Here is an 18,768-nt window from a genome sequence, read left to right as displayed (position 1 = left end):
CTTTGTCCCCTAACTTTCGGCGAGTCCCCCCAGACTTTTTGAGAAGCTTCGAAAGCTGAAGAAGAAACCTAGAACTCGTCGGAAGATAGCTAGAAAACAATATTTGGAAATAGCTAAAAAGCGTCGCCCCTCAAAAAAAGAAACCAGAAAAGCCATCGGTCAACAACTAAAATACATCAAGAAGAATCTATCCCATATAGAGGAGCTGATTAAGGCCGGTTCTGACCTAAAACAATTAAGTAAAAGACGAAGGGACTGTAATTTTAATGATAGCTAATTACAACTATATTTTTTATATCCATAGCCATCAATATATGGATATTCTTTCGTATCAAAATTACAATAGTTTAGCTCAATTGCTGAATTAAAGTTAACTGCCCAAATTTCTAGTGGTTTGGGTAAATTATTAACTATTGCTTGAAGATTTTTTGTTGATTGTAAATCATTATTTTCTGTTTGATTGATTAATAAAAAAGAAATATTTTCTAATCCATTTCTATGCCTTAATTCTAGTGCTATACCCATCATTTCGCCCGTTTGAACTAAACTTTTGTGGGTAGTAGCAATGAGAACAGGTTGAGATGAATTTTCTTTGATAACTGATATTAATTGTTCGGGACGGTAATATTTTTGATACCCTAAGTTAATTAAGACAGTTACTGCTCCTAAAAATCCCATCAACCACACAGCATAGAAAGCAAATTGTCCGTTACAGTTCAACTTATTGTATAACTTTTGCAGTAAGATTAAAGGGTTGATGGTTTCCTTTTTTTGTAACTGTTTATTTTCTGGCTTAATGTTATTCCATAAAATAGCTAAACTCGCTCCCACTAATACTATGACACCAGGAAAATAAGTAAAACTATAACGAGCAGCCCGAGTTAAGTCTACGCCGACAACATAAGTTATTATTAAAAACGAAGCAATTACACCGCTAATAAATATCATCAAAGCTAATAAGGGAAGAGCAAATTTATTTATCTTTAAGCCCTTTCTTATTCCTCTTATACTATAAGGGATTAACCAAATAAAGAATAGAAGTAAAATCAACCCAGAAATAATAACCACAGGAATAGAAGAAGATTCCACCGGTAACAAAGATAACATGGGAACCCAAACAGCTAATAACTGAAATGGGGGACTAATGGCATATTTAATATGACTTAATGGATGAATCCAAGTGATCATGTTATTGCCATAACCATGACTGATAGCTAGAAAAATCCACAATAAACCCGTAGCTGATGTTCCGAGAATAGCAGCTAAAACACGGATGATATTTCGTTTACTTAACCGTGATAAATTGTTTCTGTATTTAGCATAGATAAGAATAACCAACGTTATTGCTTCTGCAATTAAAGTTAAAACAAAAAAATAATGAACCGATAGACCTAAGCTATTAACTAAAATCCAGGTAAAAACTAACCATAAAGGAATAATTGATTGTCGATAAAGATGCTGAATAGTAAGGATTAAACAGAGTAAAGAAGCAATAACAAACAAAATACTTAATGTGTAATGACGGGCTTCTTGTGCCAAAAAAATACCAAAAGGAGAAACCGCCATCAAACCTGCACTCATTTGCCCAACTAGACGAGAACGAAAGGCAATTTTTCCTAAAAAATAAACCCCTAAAATAGATAAAATTCCCAACAAAGCAGGAAGCGATCGCATCACCTTAACATCCACATATTCCCCTGCTGTTTGCCATAAATTAACCCACAAATGAACCAAAACAAAATATAGAGGGGGATGATTATCTTCTTGCAACAATAAAGAAACAACATGGCCTATTCCTACGTCGCCATTAACACTAAGTGGTTGCAAAAGCCTATCCAATGAAATAACCTGATTCAGGGGCACTGAACGAAAATCATTTCCTAAACTAAACACCATTGTGGCAAATTCATCGGTCCAAGGGGGTTTAGCAGACAAGTTTGTAAAGCGGAGAATCCCACCTAAAACCATCCATAACCCCAACAATACCCAATCATTAACCTGGGACAACTGATTTATCCACTGTTTAGACGACTGAAGTTTTAACACAGAAAATCCTCACAACCAAACTTTAAATAAAATAACCTAAATTGACACTATGCAGCTTATAGATTGGATTATTGTTTTAATTTATCTCTTTGCGACGATGGCTTTAGGATTATTGTTGTCTCATCAAGAAACCCAAACCGATGACGACAATAAAGAGTCCAAAAGTCTTGTAAACAATCTGCTGGCGGGAAGAAACCTTCCTTGGTGGTTAGCCGGAACCAGCATGGCCGCCACCACATTTTCAATCGATACACCTTTGTACATCTGCGGTGTAGTTGCCACCAGAGGTATCGCAGGTAACTGGGAATGGTGGAGTTTTGGCATTGCCCATATTGTTCTCATTTACATCTTTGCAGGGCTGTGGAGACGCTCAGAAATGGTTACCGACGCTGAATTAACAGAATTGCGTTATGGTGGAACTACAGCAGCCATTTTAAGGGCAACCAAAGCATTTTTATTTGCGGTTCCTATCAATTGCATCGGCATCGGTTACGCCATGTTAGCTATGGTTAAGGTCGTAGATGCGTTGAATTTATGGGAAAGTTTAGGTTTTGATCTCGGGGAAGCGACAAAACTTTGGACTGTGATTGCTTTGAGTATTTTTGTCCTAATTTATACAGGGGTTTCAGGGCTTTGGGGGGTAGTCATTACCGACTTTTTCCAATTTTTCTTAGGCCTATTTGGGGCCACATTAGTGGCAATTATTGCAGTCAATGATGCTGGTGGAATGCGGGAATTAATTCCTAACGTTCAAGAAATTACTACTTTTGATGTTTTATCGTTTATTCCTATTACCAATAAAGGCGGTTTAAACTTTACTTGGAATGATGCCGCAGGTATTACAGCAACAACTTTTTCTGCCTATATTTTTGTCCAATGGTGGTCTTTTCGTCGCAGTGATGGGGGTGGTGAATTTGTACAAAGATTGTTAGCCGTGAGAGGAGAAACGGAAGAAGCGGCCAAAAAAGAAGCCGAAAAAGCAACTTGGTTTTTTAATATTCTTCACTACATTGTGAGAACTTGGCCATGGATTATTACCGCTTTAGCAGCTATGGTTTTATTGCCTAATTTAGAAGATTCCGAACTAGCTTATCCTACTTTGATGTTAAATTATTTACCATCGGTGGTTTTAGGTTTGGTGGTAGCTTCTTTGATCGCTGCTTTTATGAGTACAATTTCCACTTCTATTAATTGGGGGGCTTCCTATTTAACTAATGATTTATATCGACGTTTTTTCCGTCCTCAAGCATCGGATCAAGAGTTAATTAATGCGGTTAGGTTGGCATCAGTATTAGTAACTGTTTTAGGTTCAGTTGCCGCTTTTTATGCAACAGATGTCCGTACCATCTTTCGTTTAGTGATTGCCATTGGAACTGGACCTGGACTTGTGTTAATTTTACGTTGGTTTTGGTGGCGAATCAATGCTGCTGCTGAATTATCGGCTATGATTGCCGGGTTTGTTATCGGTTTAATCACAACCGTAAATCCTGATGTTAATAATATTTTCCCTGACTTTGGTTGGCGATTACTTGGTATTTCAGCATTCACAGCTTTAATATGGATAACAGTTATGTATTTAACCCCTCCAGAAGATGAAGAAACCCTCTTAAACTTCTATACAAAGGTTCGTCCTGGAGGAATAGGTTGGAAATATCAACAGTACAAAACAGGGTTAAAAGCTGTACAGAATTTACAAAATGATATTTTGAAAGTATTAGCGGCTATTTTAGTTATGTTTGGCAGTATGTTTGCTATTGGAGGATTTCTACTCTTACAATCTCTCACTGGTTTTATATCATTAAGTCTTGCAGTTATTGGCGGATTTTGGTTACAGAAATTAAACAAACGTCGCACAGTTTAAGTAGATCGAAAACTTACTTATTTGGGAACCTGCGCTTAGATCGCACATCTCCCTACTCCCCACTCCCTGCTTACTTCACAGTAACATTTATTTTTGTCCAGGTACTTATAGCAATTTTCATTTGCATAGATTACAAACTCAAAGAAAAATAGTCCCCACACTTCCCACCCCTCCCTGTTACTGAGCGAAGTCGAAGTACACTCCCCACCCTCACTGTTACTGAGCGAAGTCGAAGTAAACCGAGATTTTGATACACCCAATTTAAAACTGCTATTAGGGGAGGGTTTTTTTAGACATCTGGGGAATACTAATCTCGTTAAACTTATCATGTTTTAAAATAGAGATTATGAAACCAGTCGGAGCGATTGTATTAGTTTTGGGATTAATTTTTGTTGGTATTGGGGATTCTTTTTTACCTAAACCCCTCAGTACAGCCAGTAAAAACGCTCGTACCTACGTTAATAATATTTTTCTTAGTTTTACCCCAGATACAGATTTCGAGAAACCCAGTAAACAGAGAGAACAACAGATCGACGACCTCGAAAAAAAAGTCAATGGACAAGGAGATTAATTGTTATACCAAACCATATTTACATATCTTATATTCAAAGTGCCACCAACTTTCTATAGGAAGAAGTTTCTTTGCCTATAAAATCGGCAAAGAAACTTCAAAACGAGTTCCGACTCCTAAAGTACTACTAACAGTAATGTTTCCCTGATGGGAATGGGCGATGGATTGAGCGATGGATAACCCTAAACCACTTCCACCACTGCTGTTACGGGCTTTGTCTGCGCGCCAAAAGCGATCAAAAACACGGGGAATGTCCTCTGAGGCAATGCCCACCCCCGTATCATCTACAAAAACCTTCACAGAATGATTATGCTGTTGGAGGAAAACTAAAACGAAACCATTCTCAGGGGTATAATTGAGGGCGTTATGTAACAAATTAGAAAATAAACGAATTAACTCATCTTCGTTGCCTATGACAAAGACTTTATGAAAAGGTTGATAACTTAAAGTAATATTCTTTTGTTCTGCTAAAGGTTCGAGTAAATCGACTAATCTTTCTAATAAATCATTGACGACAATAGACTCATATTCAAGGTTATCCTTAGTATTTTTTTTTTCTGTACGAGCTAAGAACAATAAATCCTCAACTAATCGAATCATCTGATCTGTGGCCTTACTAATCGCCCCCACCTTTCTATTATCCTTCGCCTCAAAACGTTCTGGATGACGGCGCATAAGATCGATCGAAGCCTTAATAGCCGTTAATGGTCCTCGAAGTTCGTGGGATGCGTTAGCAGTGAACTGCTTTTGCTTTTTGAATGCCTCTTCAGCGGGTTTAACGGCAGCATCGGTTAAAAAATAACCTCCTACAACAGCCAAGGTAAAAGCACCTATAGCGGTCAATGATAAGATGAGGAGCAACTGATTATTGTATGTTTCTAGTTCTTCTAAAGATTGATTAATTCTGATGTAACCTTGGGAATAGGGTTCTGATAGTTCAGAGCCACGAACTGCGATGGATAGGGTAACACTACGAACACGAGCATCATGTTCTGTAGAAGCAAGGTTAAATAAACCGGGTTTGGGCTGACTAGAAACTTTTAATGACTCTTGACCTTGACGCAATAAAAGTTTTTTGTTACCATCAAACCACTCAATAGATTGAATGTTCGGGTCAAAGAGTTGCCGAGATTGAATTTCAGCGTTAAAAACTTCCCTCTGATCAAACTGCTTAGAGTGCGAAGATTTTTGATCTGACACAGACACTATGGTGAAAGTTGGCGCAACAACCTCAGCCAAGGCCATTAAGTCGCTGTTGATTTCCTTAGACTTCTCACGAGAAAGAAATAAATAAACACTACCGGCGAAAAGGATCAATATCCCTTCCATTACCAATAAATAAGATAATAATAGACGGAAACGCACATTTTGAAACATCACTCACACCTCATCACCATCCTAGTTTCATGCACAACAATTATTTGAGACGACACTCTAAACCCAATACTGTCTCAACTATCCCAGAAGGGAAACGCACATTTTGAAACATCACTCACACCTGATCAGCATCCTAGTTTCGCCCATGACAATCTATCATAATTCTTTGAGACGATATCCTAAACCATATACTGTCTCAATTACCCCCGATTCGAGTCCAGCATTTTTAAGTTTCTGACGCAAACTACTAATATGGGCTTTAACAGTGGCTTCTTCGGGAATCTGATCCATAGACCAAAGGCGATCCAAAAGTTGCGATCGGCTAAACATACGACGAGGATTACGCAAAAAGAACTCTAACAAACGATACTCCTTAGGGCTTAGACTTAACACTTGTTGTTGATAAGTGGCTTGACAAGTATTGGGATCAACATATAATTCTCCCCAGCTTAAAATAGGTGGCAGGGCTGTTTCTCCCCTACGGAGTAAGGCACGGATTCGTGCTGAGAGTTCATCGTTCTCAAAAGGCTTGAGTAAATAATCATCGGCACCTGCATCAAGTCCTTTCACTTTATCTTCAAGGGTGTCCTTAGCTGTTAGCATAAGAATTGGTGTTTTACAGCCATTTGCCCGCAGTTGTCTACACAAAGAAACCCCGTCCAATTTCGGCAACATCACATCGAGGACAATAGCATCGTAATTAAAAACGTCCAAAAATTCTTTTGCTTCTTGGCCGTTAGAGGCTATTTCTACGACGTAATTTTGTTCTTCGAGAACTTCCTCAATCGGAATAACGATGTTTTCATCATCTTCGACAACTAGTATTTTCATGATGGTGATGGCAGAAATTTAATAAGGAGCATGAAAAACAACCACTAGAAACTCCCGAAAGAATTTACCTAGAAGGTCTTCGTGACAATAGAGGAAGTCCAAAACGACCAGGGCGATCTTGTCCATATTTAACCAGCCACTGCAAGGTTTCTAAATCAATACCGGACAGTTGAGAGGCTTCCTCCAGGCTCTCGCTACTGCCTTTACGCAATGAACGGATGGCTGTTTGCACCTTTTTATATTTTCCAGTGCCATGTGTCAGTTCTTTACGAATGTCGGCATCAATTAATCCCGCAGATAGGTCGTTAGCCAGAATTATATGCTCATCTATTGGGGTTGTTGGTTGGGGAGCAACTCCTGGTATTTCGTTAGCCTTTGCATGGACTGTACCTAAATCTTGAGGCTTGATAAAGCCCTTGGGGTCGGCTTTACCTGATTGTTCACTTGACCCATCAGAATTTGGCTTAATAGGATTGGTTAGGTTTACGGTTCCAGGAACAGTTAAAGCTTCTTCCTTTTCAGTGGGAGGGATAACTGCATTTCGTACTGGGGATGATATAGGAACCTTTGGCTTTAATCTCGAAGAAGGTTTGACCTCAGACCGTTTAATTTTTTTTGCTGAGGGAGGTATCTTAACAGCTGGATCTGTTCGAGATGTGTCCTCTGGAAGTGCAGAAACGGTGCTTAACACCACGGGGTTCCTAGCCAATATTTCGGGTTTGGTTGCAGCTACAGCGGTTGCCATAGTTCTCTGCGCAGCCTCCAACTTGGCTTCTAACTGATCTTTTTCAACTTCAAGCTCATCTAATTTCTGCTTGAAAGCGGAGGTGTCGTCTTGGACAGATCGGTAGAACTTTGAGGGAACCTCGTTGGCTGAGGCTGTGCTGATGCTTGAATGTTGCCTATAGGCCGCTGTTACTAGGACTAAAGATGGAATAACAGCGACTCCATTTATTAATAATAGGGTTTTAACAACATCGAATAATACTCTCATGAAGTGGACTCCTCACACAGTATGGTCTATTTATCATAACAATTTAGTACAGTATTAAATTTTTTGTCTATGAGAGGGCTGACCTTCATAGGCTTTTTGCTAATGCACTGACATTTATAATCTACAATCGTAAAGATTTAGTCAAGGTTTCTCAGAAAATGATAGGCTGGCTCAGTGAACAGTTATCAATAAGGGATTATCTTTTTTGATGTCATCCTCATTACTCACACTGCACACGCCACAGCTAACGGATCTCGATGAACTGGTAGCTCTAGATCGGTCTTGTCTTGGGGGTTTATGGTCAAAAGATGGTTATCGACGGGAGCTAATGAGTCCCAACAGTCATTTTTGGGTTTTATCTTTAGATTCACCGCGGATTATTATTGGTTGTGGGTGTTTTTGGGAAATTTTGGAAGAAGCCCACATTACATTGTTGATGATTTCCCCAGAGTACCAGGGTCAAGGGTTAGGTCAATTATTGCTCCACGGTTTACTGGGAGATGCGGTGAGTCGAAATCTTGAGCGGGCTACTCTGGAAGTAAGAGTTTCTAATCAACCCGCCCTCTGTTTATATCAAAAGTTTGGTTTTAAGGTGATAGGACAACGGAAAGGATATTATAAGGCGACAGGAGAAGATGCTCTAGTGCTTTGGCGTGGGAATTTACATTATCCTCAATTTCAGCAAGAATTGTCTATCTGGAAACAGCAAGTGGATGATCGTCTTACTGAGAGTAATTGGCAACTATCGATCTGAGTTCGGTGTTAGGAGTTAGTAATTCCGAGGGCGGCTCCGCAGAAGCTAGATAATCATCTTGGGAAAGCAGAGGGAGAAAAAAATCTTTCTTTATCATAATAAGTAGAATCTGGCGAAATCATTAAGGTTAGTCAAAATATCTATTACCAAATTATGATTATATTTTCTTTATAGATATTTTTCTGAACTAAGACAAAGTGTCAAATTTTTAAGTTTTTAAATAAGACAGTTTGTCAATCAAAATTAGTTAATTAATTAGTATTACCTGATACTGATTGATTGAATAATTTTGACTAAATTGAAGGAGTGAAAAGAATCTTCGTTCAGGTTATTTGATCGTATCCCAAAATATAGAATGATTACCTATTTTCTGATTTTAAACGATCACAATTTACCCTATCCTGATACAATTCATCCTATCGTTGTCCATTTTGTTATAGCAATGGTAGTATTTGCTTTTTTTTGTGATTTTATTGGCTATTTGAGCCGAAATATTCGCTTATATGAAGTAAGTTGGTGGAATATGTTTTTTGCTACAATTGCAATTTTCATTGCAATTGTTTTTGGACAATATGAAGCAGGTTTAGCTCAACCCTATGCAGCGGTTGAACCTATTTTAAATTTGCACACCTTAATAGGATGGTCACTGTCAGGAATTATTGCTACTCTTACAGGGTGGCGTTATGTGATTCGGTTACGCAGTCCACAAAAATTGCCTATTGCCTATTTAGGAATGGGATTCACTTTAGTCATTTTAGTCAGTTTTCAAGTCTATCTTGGGGATGAATTAGTTTGGATCTATGGACTCCACACAGTTCCCATTGTCGAGGCAATTAAGGAGGGAATTTTATAATGAACCCGAACTTAATTAATCAATTAAACTCTCATCTGGGAGCTAATGGACTTCCCTACCCTATCCCTATTCATCCCAACCTAGTTCATTTCACATTAGGCTTGTTTATTATTGCCATTGGTTTTGATTTTGTTGGAGTTTTCTTTCCCTTAGAAAAACCGATCTTTAAACTGTTAGCAATTCAGGCTACTCGGTCTAGTTTTTTTGATGTGGGTTGGTACAATATGCTGGCCTCAGCAATTATTACTTTGTTTACAGTGGCAGCAGGTTTCTATGAAATTATGTTAGCTGAACCCATTCCTGGGGTAAAAAGTGCTTGGGGTTTGCAGGGGATGGAAACAATGTTATGGCATGGAGTAGGGGGTGTTTTCCTATTAGGTTTAATCATTGGAATGACTGTTTGGCGTGGATTTCAACGCTATCTGTGGCGCAATGATGAAGCTAGACAAGTGCAGTGGAGTTATTTATTAATAGGGGTCTTTATTCTGTTCTTGATGTTTTTACACGGAACACTGGGGGCCCAATTAGCAGCTGAATTTGGGGTTCATAACACCGCTACGGGTTTATTGAAATTAGGGAAACAGACTAACTTCTTACTTCAATAAAGTTTGATATTGCAATAGCAGAACTACATCTTAGAGGCTACATGGAAAAACGACAGATTTTGTTACTAATAATAACAGCGATCGCCTTAAGTTTGATTAGTCTTTGGATAGGACAATTATCTTATGGTTGGTTGCCACCCCAGGGAACAGCAGAAGCTATTTTAATTGATCAATTATTTACCTTTTTGGTAAGTTTGGGGTCATTTATTTTCCTGGGTGTAACGGGAGTTGTCATTTATTTCGTTATGTTTAATCGAGCCGCCAAATATGATTGGAGTGATGGTCCTGCTATTGAAGGTAATGTTACTTTAGAAATTATTTGGACAGTAATCCCCATCTTATTAGTGTTTTGGATTGCGGGATATAGCTACCAAATTTATCAGCAAATGGGCATTCAAGGCGGTCATCATCACTCCAATAAACCAGTAAATTCACAAATAGCTGAAACTCCTAATCAATCCCCTGAAACCATAGAAGTAATTGCCAAACAATGGGCTTGGATTTTTCATTATCCTGAGAGTAATATTACCAGTACAGAATTACATTTACCCATTGATCAAAGAGTGCATTTGGCACTGCGATCGCAAGATGTTCTTCATGGTTTTTATATTCCTGGCTTTCGTGTTAAACAAGATATCATTCCCCAGGAAAATATTGCCTTAGAATTTACTCCCATTCGCCAAGGAAACTATCAATTAACTGACTCTCAATTTAGTGGAACTTATTTTGCTACTATGACGGCTAATGTGGTGGTGCAATCAAAAGAAGATTATGAAAGATGGTTAAAAAAAGCAGCCAAACAAACCCCTTTTTTAGCGGATAATAAAGCTTTTTCTGAATACAATCAGCAATCTCAAAAAAGGATTAAAACAGGTTGGCCGTCTATTAAACCGGCCCAACCGCCTCTCGTTAATTATCAGTAAAGATGGTTTATTGACAGATCAGGTACTCAGGAGAAAATAACTGATGACCATAATTAATGACAATAATTCTCAACTTAATAATAATAATTCTCAGGAAAAAATTGTGATCGAGACTCACATTGAACACCATCATCAAGCGTCAGCAAGAGATTGGAAACGATATTTTAGTTTTAGTACCGATCATAAAGTTATTGGTATTCAATACCTCGTCACTTCCTTCTTTTTCTTCTTAATAGGTGGTGTTTTTGCCATGATTATTCGGGGTGAATTAATTACCCCCGAATCTGATTTGATTGATCGTACCTTGTACAACGGAATGTTCACCATGCACGGCACCATTATGCTGTTTTTGTGGACATTTCCCTCCTTGGTGGGGTTAGCTAATTATTTAGTTCCCTTGATGATTGGGGCGCGAGATATGGCCTTTCCTCGCCTGAATGCGGCAGCTTTTTGGATGGTTCCTGTGGTGGGAATCTTAGTCATGGCTAGTATGTTCGTTCCTAGTGGGTCAGCCCAAGCAGGATGGTGGTCTTATCCCCCTGCTAGTCTGCAAAATCCTACAGGAGACCTGATAAATGGTCAGTTTTTATGGATTTTAGCCGTGGCTATCTCAGGGGTTTCTTCCATCATGGGGGGAGTTAATTTTGTGACCACCATTGTCAAAATGCGGGCCCCAGGGATGACATTTTTTCGTATGCCTGTCTTTGTCTGGACAGTGTTCAGCGCACAGATTATTCAACTGTTTGGACTCCCTGCCTTAACAGCCGGGGCCGTGATGCTGTTATTTGATTTAACCGTTGGAACGAGCTTTTTTGACCCGGCAAAGGGAGGTAATGCAGTTTTGTTTCAACATTTCTTTTGGTTTTATTCCCATCCTGCGGTTTATGTGATTATTTTGCCCATCTTTGGCATCTTCTCGGAAATATTCCCTGTTTATTCCCGTAAACCTCTCTTTGGTTACAAAGTCGTGGCCATTTCCTCTTTAATCATTGCCGGGGTGAGTGCATTAGTTTGGGTGCATCATATGTATGCCAGTGGCACACCAGGATGGATGCGCATGGTGTTTATGCTCTCTACCATGTGTGTTTCCGTTCCCACAGGCATTAAAGTTTTTGCCTGGGTGGGAACTATTTGGGGGGGTAAACTGCGCTTAAATACCCCCATGCTGTTTGCTTTAGGGGCATTAATTATGTTTGTCTTTGCAGGAATTACGGGGATTATGTTGTCTTCTGTACCTGTGGATATTCATGTCAACAATACCTATTTTGTGGTGGGTCATTTTCACTATGTCCTTTACGGAACCGTAACCATGGGGATGTATGCCGCCATTTACCATTGGTTCCCCAAGATGACCGGACGTATGTACTACGAAGGATTAGGACAACTACATTTTTGGTTAGCATTTCTCGGCACTAATCTTAATTTTTTACCCATGCACCCCTTGGGGTTACAAGGAATGTTGCGTCGTGTGTCTTCCTATGACCCTCAATACACCTTTTGGAATGTTATTGCTAGTTTAGGGGGCTTTTTGTTAGGAATGTCCACTTTACCCTTTATTTTAAACATGGTGAGTTCGTGGATACAGGGAAAAGAAGCAGGGGATAACCCTTGGCGGGCTATTGGTTTGGAATGGTTAACCACTTCACCCCCAGACGTTGAGAATTTTGAAGAAATTCCTATTGTGATTTCCGAACCCTATGGTTATGGGAAATCTGAACCCTTAACCCTTGATAGTTAATTGTTGAAGGAGATAGCAATGAATCGTTCAATTACCCCAGAAAAATTACAATCATTAGACCCTCATATTAGTCACGAACACGAACACGATGAACAAGCCAATAGTATGTTTGGTTTTATTGTTTTTTTGTTATCAGAAAGTATTATTTTTCTGAGCTTTTTTGCCGGTTATATTATCTATAGCGTTTCTCGGACTCATGAGGTACACCTAACTTCTGCCTCCTGCCCCCTGCCTTCTGCCTCAAAGAGATAACTTCTGTACCTCACAAGTATGGGAACTGCTATATAAAACCACTACAGTTGACTGGTTGCCCCCTGGGGTATCGGGATTAGAAGTTAAAGAACCAGCCATTAATACAGTGATTTTAGTCTCTAGTAGTTTTGTCATTTATTTTGCAGAACAATTTTTGGAACGTCACAAATTGTGGGGCTTTCGGATATTTTTATTGGCAACAATGGCCATGGGAACTTACTTTTTAATTGGTCAAGGAGTTGAATGGCTGGGATTAGAATTCGGCTTTACTTCTGGGGTATATGGAGGAATGTTTTATTTATTAACAGGATTTCATGGTTTGCACGTTTTTACAGGAATTCTTTTGCAAGGGATTATGCTAGGTCGTTCTTTTATTCCAGGCAATTACGACACGGGACATTTTGGAATTATGGCAACTTCTTTGTTTTGGCATTTTGTGGATGTTATTTGGATTGTTTTATTTATCCTCATTTATCTTTGGCAATAAGCAATTAAAACAACTTTCAAGGTAGAAATAATTATGATTATTGACGAGCAAAATTATGATGTAATTATCATCGGAACTGGGGCAGGAGGAGGAACCTTAGCCTATAAATTAGCCTCCACAGGCAAAAAAATACTAATTTTAGAAAGAGGTAACTTTATGCCTCTAGAAGAGCAAAATATTAGTGATGTTGATTTATTTAAAAAAGAGCGTTATCATGCTCCTGAAAAATGGTACGACACTTCAGGAGAGCCCTTTTCTCCACAAACTAATTACGCTGTGGGTGGCAATACTAAAATCTATGGGGCAGCCCTCTTAAGGATGCGGGAAAAAGACTTTGAAGGTGTTCCACATCAAGATGGAATTTCCCCGGAATGGCACCTAAAATATCAAGATTTTGAACCCTATTACACCGAAGCTGAACAACTCTACAAAGTTCACGGAAAATCAGGTCAAGATCCCACTGAACCTCCCCGTAGTCTGGATTATCCCTACGCTGCGGTCAATCATGAATCCCCGATTGAAGAAATTGTCCATGCGATCGCATCTCAAGGATTACACCCTGCTACCCTACCTTTATCTTTAACCCGTCAAAACGATGATCCCACAGGAGACGCAGAAGTATTTGGTATTAGTCTAGTGCTAGGGTTTCCTAACGTTATCCTCAAAACCGATGCTAAAGTGGTTTGTTTACACACAAATGCGTCAGGGAATCGGGTTAAATCGGTGGAAACAGAGATAAACGGAGAGAAATATCTATTTTCTGCTGATGTGATTGTCCTATCCTGCGGTGCAATTAATTCCGCTGCCCTAATGTTGCGTTCTGTCAATGAAAAACATCCTAATGGACTGGCCAACAGTTCTGATCAGGTGGGACGCAATTTGATGAAACCCCTGATGACAGCAATGGTGCAGCTAAGTACCACCCCTAATTCTGGCAAATTTCCCAGAACCGTTGGTCTTAATGATTTTTACTGGGGAGAGAGGGCGTTTCCCTATCCTATGGGTCACATCCAAAACACAGGGGGATTACTCCAAGAGCTTATTTTTGCTGAATCTCCGCCTATTTTATCGGTTTTAGCCAAAGTAGTTCCCGATATTGCCCTAGAACAGTTAGCAAAGCGTTCTATTGGTTGGTGGGTGCAAACCGAAGCTCTACCGGATAATAATAACCGAGTCAGACTGCAAGGAGAAAAACTTTACATCGATTATACTCCTAATAACGTTGAAGCTCACGATCGCTTAGTTTACCGTTGGATAGACACGTTAAAACAAGTAGAAAAAACTCTAGAACAGTCTTTGTTTAAGAGGAGTAGCATTTATCCTCGTACGGAAATCCCGATTCAAGTTACAGCTAATCACTGCGGTACTTGTCGTTTTGGAGAAGATCCCAAGACTTCTGTACTTGATCTGAATTGTCGCACCCATGATGTTGAGAATTTGTATGTGGTTGATGGTAGCTTTTTTCCTTCAAGCGCAAGTGTCAACCCTACCCTAACTATTATTGCCAATGCTTTGCGAGTGGGAAAATATTTGACAAACTTATAGAGATCTAAGAAAGGAAAAGGTCACGAAAAAAAGTTTGATGATGTGTCCTTGGTCATTGATAATGAGTGAAGAGGTATAGAGGGTGAGATAAATCTCCATGAAAGCATCAGAAATCATGAGTAAAAATGTTGTTACTGTTAGCGGTTCGGCAACCGTGAGTGAGGCAGTACAACTTATGAAAAAAGAGGGATTACATTCCCTAATCGTTAGTCTCCGTCACGGTGAAGATGCTTACGGTATCATCACAGAAACAGATGTCGTCTATAAGGTGGCTGCCTATGGGACTGATCCAAAAACAGTGCGGGTTTACGAAATTATGACAAAACCCTGCATTGTGGTTAATCCTGATTTAAGGGTAGAATATGTGGCCAGATTATTTGCTCAAACAGGTATATCTGCAGCACCAGTCATTAAAGGGGAATTATTGGGGATTATTACGATTAACCATATTCTCAGTCAAGGGGATTTCTTAGAACAACCAAAATCATTATTGTTAGAAGAAGAACTAGAAAAAGCGAGGGAGGAAGCTCATAAAATTTGTCAGGAAAAAGGCATGACTTCAAGGGATTGTGGAGTAGCTTGGGACATTGTAGAAGAAATCCAAGCTGAATTGGCTCATCAAAGGGCTGAGAAACCTTCAAAAACCCATTTTGAAGAATATTGTGAGGAATTTCCTGATGCCAGAGAAGCAAGAGTTTATGATAGTTAACAGTTGATTTCCTAACAAAATACTCAACTCCGCTGTGAAGCATGGCGGAGAAATTCTCCAGACTCGTAAGACTGAACTAAGTTCGTTTTAATTGCAACAATAATTGATAGGCTGTGATGTTTTCTCGCTCTACAATGGGAGTTTCTGGGGGTAACATTTGAAGTATTTTCAAGGATTCTTGATACATTTTAGTAGCTCTTTTATTATTTCCTTCTTGTTTATAAATATGAGTTAAATCTAGATAAGCAGCAACGTAATTTGGATCAAGATATATAATCTTTTTTAATAGAGACTTTGCTTTTTCTAATTCCCCCATTTCTTCTGCTATCTGCGCTAATAAATAATAAGGGGCAATGGCTAAAGAATCTATTTTTAATAGTTGATTGCAATATGAAATAGCCTTTTCATATTTTCCTTGATTAGCATAAATTTTAGCTATTACCATGCACACTTGTCCATCCCCGAGAATAGTTGCCCCCAAAATATTCCGAACCCGCTTTAGTAACTTGCTTTGAGGTTTTAAAACAACCTCCTGTTGATCTAACAGTGCATCGACTAAAATTCCAAGACGTTCATTACCTACTTTCAAGACAATACAAGGAATATTCTTGGTGTTCATCTTAGCAATATGATCAGATGGGGGAACAGTTACAGGTAATTCCAGAACATCCCCTAACCAAACCACTGAAATAGGTTGCCCTTCAAAAGTGATTGTTTGAGTTCCTTCGATAGAAAACATCTCTTGTGGAGATATCAGCATAGCAGTTTCCACAGATTCCACAGGAATGGCATAACTAAATTGCTGAACTTCAGTAATGAGAACGTGAGTGGTAGCTAAATTGGTACTCAATTGAATGCGGAATTCACATCCCATTCCTGGAGAAGATTCTACTTGAATTGATCCTTTTAACTGTTCAACATTAGTGCGAACCACATCTAAACCTACTCCACGGCCAGAAATTTCGCTGACTTCTGTACGGGTAGAAAATCCAGGGACGAAGATTAAAGACTGAATTTGATTGGTAGTCATCTTCCCTAGTTCTTCTTCTGTACAGATTTCCCTTTCTAGGGCAGTACGCTTAATATTCTCCAGATTTAATCCTCTTCCATCGTCTAGTATCTCAATACCAATGTTGCCACTATTTTGATAACCTCGCAGTCGAAGGGTAGCAGTGGGAGATTTAGCTAATTTTTCCCGTTCTTGAGGGGTTTGAATCCCTGATTGTAAATCATTGGCTAAGTTATCTAACTGGGTTGTGTCTTCGTAAGCAGTCCGTTTCAAATTACTAATTAGGGTTCCCAGTTGTTCTAAGCGTTCTTTCCCCCGATAGTATGATGCTTGTATTTGCTCCACATTACCGTTAAAGATTCCCTGTTCCATTTGCTTATAAGCTAAATGATGATCCGAGGTATCTCGACTCCATTCTTCCCAAAGGGTCATAATAGCTTCAATATCCAGCAGACGTTGGCTAATGCGCAGTTTTGTAGCATTGAGTTCCCCTGCTTGTCGCATTAAACTATCCAATTTTTCAGATTTAACCCGAATGGTGTCAAGGTTACCACTGTCGGTTAATTGGTTGGGAATAGTTAACTGTTCGGTAACCGCATCACTAATAGGTAAGGTTTCTTGGTTAACTTCCGAAAAAATGAATTCATCTTCAAACAGTAAATCTTCTTCAAAGGATGTCGTAATAGAATCCGTATCCTCTGCAAACAGTAAATCTTCCTCACTCTTGACAGGAGACGGAGATAGGTTAGAAGGGTTATCGTTGCTTTCAACCTCCATTAAATTAGCCAAAACCTGAAAAAGAACCGCCTCTGCAGGTTCTCCTGTGACTGCTTCATGTACTAGCTTACGAACTGCATCAAGTCCTCCATAAAGGCGATCGCATAATTCGCTACTAATGACGTTTTTGCCTTCTTTAACAGCAACTAAGCAATCTTCCATTTGGTGGGTGAGGGTTTCTACATCCTCCACTCCCAACATCCGCGAGTCCCCTTTGAGGGTATGAATTTCCCGTAAAAATTCGTCTAATCTACCTTGATCATTTGGCTGCTTTTCTAGAAAAATAAGAGCATCTTCAAGTTTTTGTAAACGTTCTGGAGTAACGGTTTGATAAATATCTCTGAGTTCTTCGTCTTCAATGTACATAGTAATCTAGAAGTGAACAATTGTAACTGATAGCTGATAGCAGTCAGCAGTTTTGTGTTAGTTTTAAGCTGATAGCTGATAGCTGATAGCCGATAGCTACTAGAATTAAACCGCTGCTTGTAAGTTTTTAGCGGCTTCGTCCAGTTGCTGAGTTTCTGTTTTTACCTGTCCAATACCCACAGACGTTTCTTGCGCGCCGAGATTAATAGCGTTCATGGCAGATAAAACTTGCTGAACGGCAACTGCTTGCTGTTTAGCTGATAAGGCGATTTGTTGACTGTTAACGAATACATTGTTAACCGCATCGGTTACTCCGGCAAAGGTGTTTACAGTTCCTTCCGTCAGTGTGATACCTTCCTCGGTTTTCTTGGTTCCTTGATCGGTTACCATCACTGTACTGTTCATGGCTGCTTGGATATCTGTGACCAAATTGTTAATTTTGTTAGCAGAATTTTTGCTTTCATCGGCTAACTTGCGAATTTCCCCTGCAACCACCGCAAATCCTTTGCCTTGTTCTCCTGCTCGCGCAGCTTCTACCGCAGCGTTGAGGGCTAACATATTGGTTTGGTTAGCTAAATCGGCAACTAGGTCAGATACTCCTGAAATTTGACCGGTTTGTTCACTTAGACGCATAATTTGTTCAGCGATCGCCTGAACTTGCCCTTTGAGCATATTCATGCTTTCTTGAGTTTGCTGCACTGCATAAGTTCCTTCTTCAACTAATGTCAAAGCGGTTTGCGCCCCTGCTGATGAGGCTTCGGCTTGTTGAGCCGCTTGTAGAGAAGCTGCTCCTAATTCATCCATAGTGGTTGTGGTTTCATGAACGGAACTAGCTTGTTCAGAAATAGTCCGTTCTTGTTGTTCAATCGTAGCAGCAATTTCTGTTGATGAAGAGGCAATATTTCCTGTAAATTTATTCATTGATAAAGTAATATTACGAATAATAATTACAATCGCTCCAACAAGAATTAATTGTATTATTACTAGGGTATATTTAATTGTTTTGAATGCAACTGCGAAATTAAGGTAATCGAACCACTTCAAGAAATCCCGACCGGTTCAGAATTTAA

15 protein-coding genes and 2 pseudogenes are annotated in these 18,768 nt (G+C 39.3%); 11 read left to right on the top strand and 6 right to left on the bottom strand.

Annotated elements, in window-relative coordinates; all coding sequences use genetic code 11:
* Positions 1 to 34 precede the first annotated feature (34 nt).
* Positions 35 to 259, top strand: a pseudogene (locus P9B04_RS23890) (IS5/IS1182 family transposase); the annotation flags it as partial.
* Positions 260 to 273: 14 nt separating this feature from the next.
* Here the strand turns inward: P9B04_RS23890 and P9B04_RS23885 are convergent.
* Positions 274 to 2,046, bottom strand: coding sequence for a glycosyltransferase family 39 protein (locus tag P9B04_RS23885; protein WP_342057453.1), 1,773 nt, complete (start codon positions 2,044 to 2,046; stop codon positions 274 to 276).
* A gap of 49 nt (positions 2,047 to 2,095) precedes the next feature.
* Between P9B04_RS23885 and P9B04_RS23880 the strand changes: the two genes are divergently transcribed.
* Positions 2,096 to 3,907 carry a sodium:solute symporter family protein gene (locus tag P9B04_RS23880; RefSeq protein ID WP_342057452.1) on the top strand — a complete coding sequence of 604 codons (1,812 nt, stop codon included), beginning with the start codon at positions 2,096 to 2,098 and terminating at the stop codon, positions 3,905 to 3,907.
* Between the two features lie 346 nt (positions 3,908 to 4,253).
* Entirely contained in the window at positions 4,254 to 4,478 is a 225-nt protein-coding gene (locus P9B04_RS23875) for a hypothetical protein (protein WP_342057451.1), read from the top strand.
* A gap of 75 nt (positions 4,479 to 4,553) precedes the next feature.
* On the opposite strand, the gene P9B04_RS23870 is transcribed toward P9B04_RS23875, so the two are convergent.
* The 3 genes from P9B04_RS23870 to P9B04_RS23860 all read right to left on the bottom strand — a co-directional run bounded on the left by P9B04_RS23870 (position 4,554) and on the right by P9B04_RS23860 (position 7,680).
* On the bottom strand, positions 4,554 to 5,855 hold the full coding sequence (locus P9B04_RS23870; RefSeq protein ID WP_342057450.1) for a sensor histidine kinase: 1,302 nt from the start codon (positions 5,853 to 5,855) through the stop codon (positions 4,554 to 4,556).
* A gap of 156 nt (positions 5,856 to 6,011) precedes the next feature.
* Positions 6,012 to 6,686, bottom strand: coding sequence for a response regulator transcription factor (locus P9B04_RS23865; RefSeq protein WP_342057449.1), 675 nt, complete (start codon positions 6,684 to 6,686; stop codon positions 6,012 to 6,014).
* Positions 6,687 to 6,750: 64 nt separating this feature from the next.
* A complete protein-coding gene (locus P9B04_RS23860) occupies positions 6,751 to 7,680 on the bottom strand; it encodes a hypothetical protein (RefSeq protein ID WP_342057448.1) in 930 nt (309 codons plus the stop codon).
* A gap of 208 nt (positions 7,681 to 7,888) precedes the next feature.
* Here P9B04_RS23860 and rimI point away from each other — a divergent pair, with 208 nt between their 5' ends.
* The 8 genes and pseudogenes from rimI (at position 7,889) to P9B04_RS23815 (ending at position 15,546) form a co-directional block, all read left to right on the top strand.
* Positions 7,889 to 8,434 carry a ribosomal protein S18-alanine N-acetyltransferase gene (rimI, locus tag P9B04_RS23855; RefSeq protein ID WP_342057447.1) on the top strand — a complete coding sequence of 182 codons (546 nt, stop codon included), beginning with the start codon at positions 7,889 to 7,891 and terminating at the stop codon, positions 8,432 to 8,434.
* Between the two features lie 355 nt (positions 8,435 to 8,789).
* Positions 8,790 to 9,287 (top strand): DUF2231 domain-containing protein, encoded by a 498-nt coding sequence (locus P9B04_RS23850; RefSeq protein ID WP_342057446.1) that lies wholly within the window; start codon positions 8,790 to 8,792, stop codon positions 9,285 to 9,287.
* Positions 9,287 to 9,892 carry a DUF2231 domain-containing protein gene (locus tag P9B04_RS23845; protein WP_342057445.1) on the top strand — a complete coding sequence of 202 codons (606 nt, stop codon included), beginning with the start codon at positions 9,287 to 9,289 and terminating at the stop codon, positions 9,890 to 9,892. Before P9B04_RS23850 ends, P9B04_RS23845 begins: the two co-directional genes overlap by 1 nt.
* A 41-nt stretch (positions 9,893 to 9,933) precedes the next feature.
* Positions 9,934 to 10,815, top strand: coding sequence for a cytochrome c oxidase subunit II (locus tag P9B04_RS23840; RefSeq protein WP_342057444.1), 882 nt, complete (start codon positions 9,934 to 9,936; stop codon positions 10,813 to 10,815).
* Between the two features lie 43 nt (positions 10,816 to 10,858).
* The gene (ctaD, locus tag P9B04_RS23835) at positions 10,859 to 12,553 is read left to right on the top strand and encodes a cytochrome c oxidase subunit I (RefSeq protein WP_342057443.1); all 1,695 of its coding nucleotides are present in this window, start codon (positions 10,859 to 10,861) and stop codon (positions 12,551 to 12,553) included.
* A gap of 18 nt (positions 12,554 to 12,571) precedes the next feature.
* Positions 12,572 to 13,292: pseudogene (locus P9B04_RS23825) on the top strand (cytochrome c oxidase subunit 3).
* A 33-nt stretch (positions 13,293 to 13,325) separates the two neighbouring features.
* A complete protein-coding gene (locus tag P9B04_RS23820) occupies positions 13,326 to 14,837 on the top strand; it encodes a GMC family oxidoreductase (protein WP_342057442.1) in 1,512 nt (503 codons plus the stop codon).
* 97 nt (positions 14,838 to 14,934) lie between these two features.
* Positions 14,935 to 15,546 (top strand): CP12 domain-containing protein, encoded by a 612-nt coding sequence (locus P9B04_RS23815; RefSeq protein WP_342057441.1) that lies wholly within the window; start codon positions 14,935 to 14,937, stop codon positions 15,544 to 15,546.
* 76 nt (positions 15,547 to 15,622) lie between these two features.
* Here the strand turns inward: P9B04_RS23815 and P9B04_RS23810 are convergent, their stop codons facing one another.
* Positions 15,623 to 17,698 (bottom strand): chemotaxis protein CheW, encoded by a 2,076-nt coding sequence (locus P9B04_RS23810; RefSeq protein WP_342057440.1) that lies wholly within the window; start codon positions 17,696 to 17,698, stop codon positions 15,623 to 15,625.
* 105 nt (positions 17,699 to 17,803) lie between these two features.
* Complete coding sequence (locus P9B04_RS23805) at positions 17,804 to 18,619, bottom strand: methyl-accepting chemotaxis protein (RefSeq protein ID WP_342057439.1); 816 nt, start codon at positions 18,617 to 18,619, stop codon at positions 17,804 to 17,806.
* Between the last annotated feature and the right edge of the window lie 149 nt (positions 18,620 to 18,768).

The organism is Crocosphaera sp. Alani8, assembly GCF_038442745.1.
Taxonomy (GTDB): domain Bacteria; phylum Cyanobacteriota; class Cyanobacteriia; order Cyanobacteriales; family Microcystaceae; genus Crocosphaera.
Note: the sequence above shows the minus strand (reverse complement) of the source record. Positions and strands in the feature narration are given on the sequence as shown.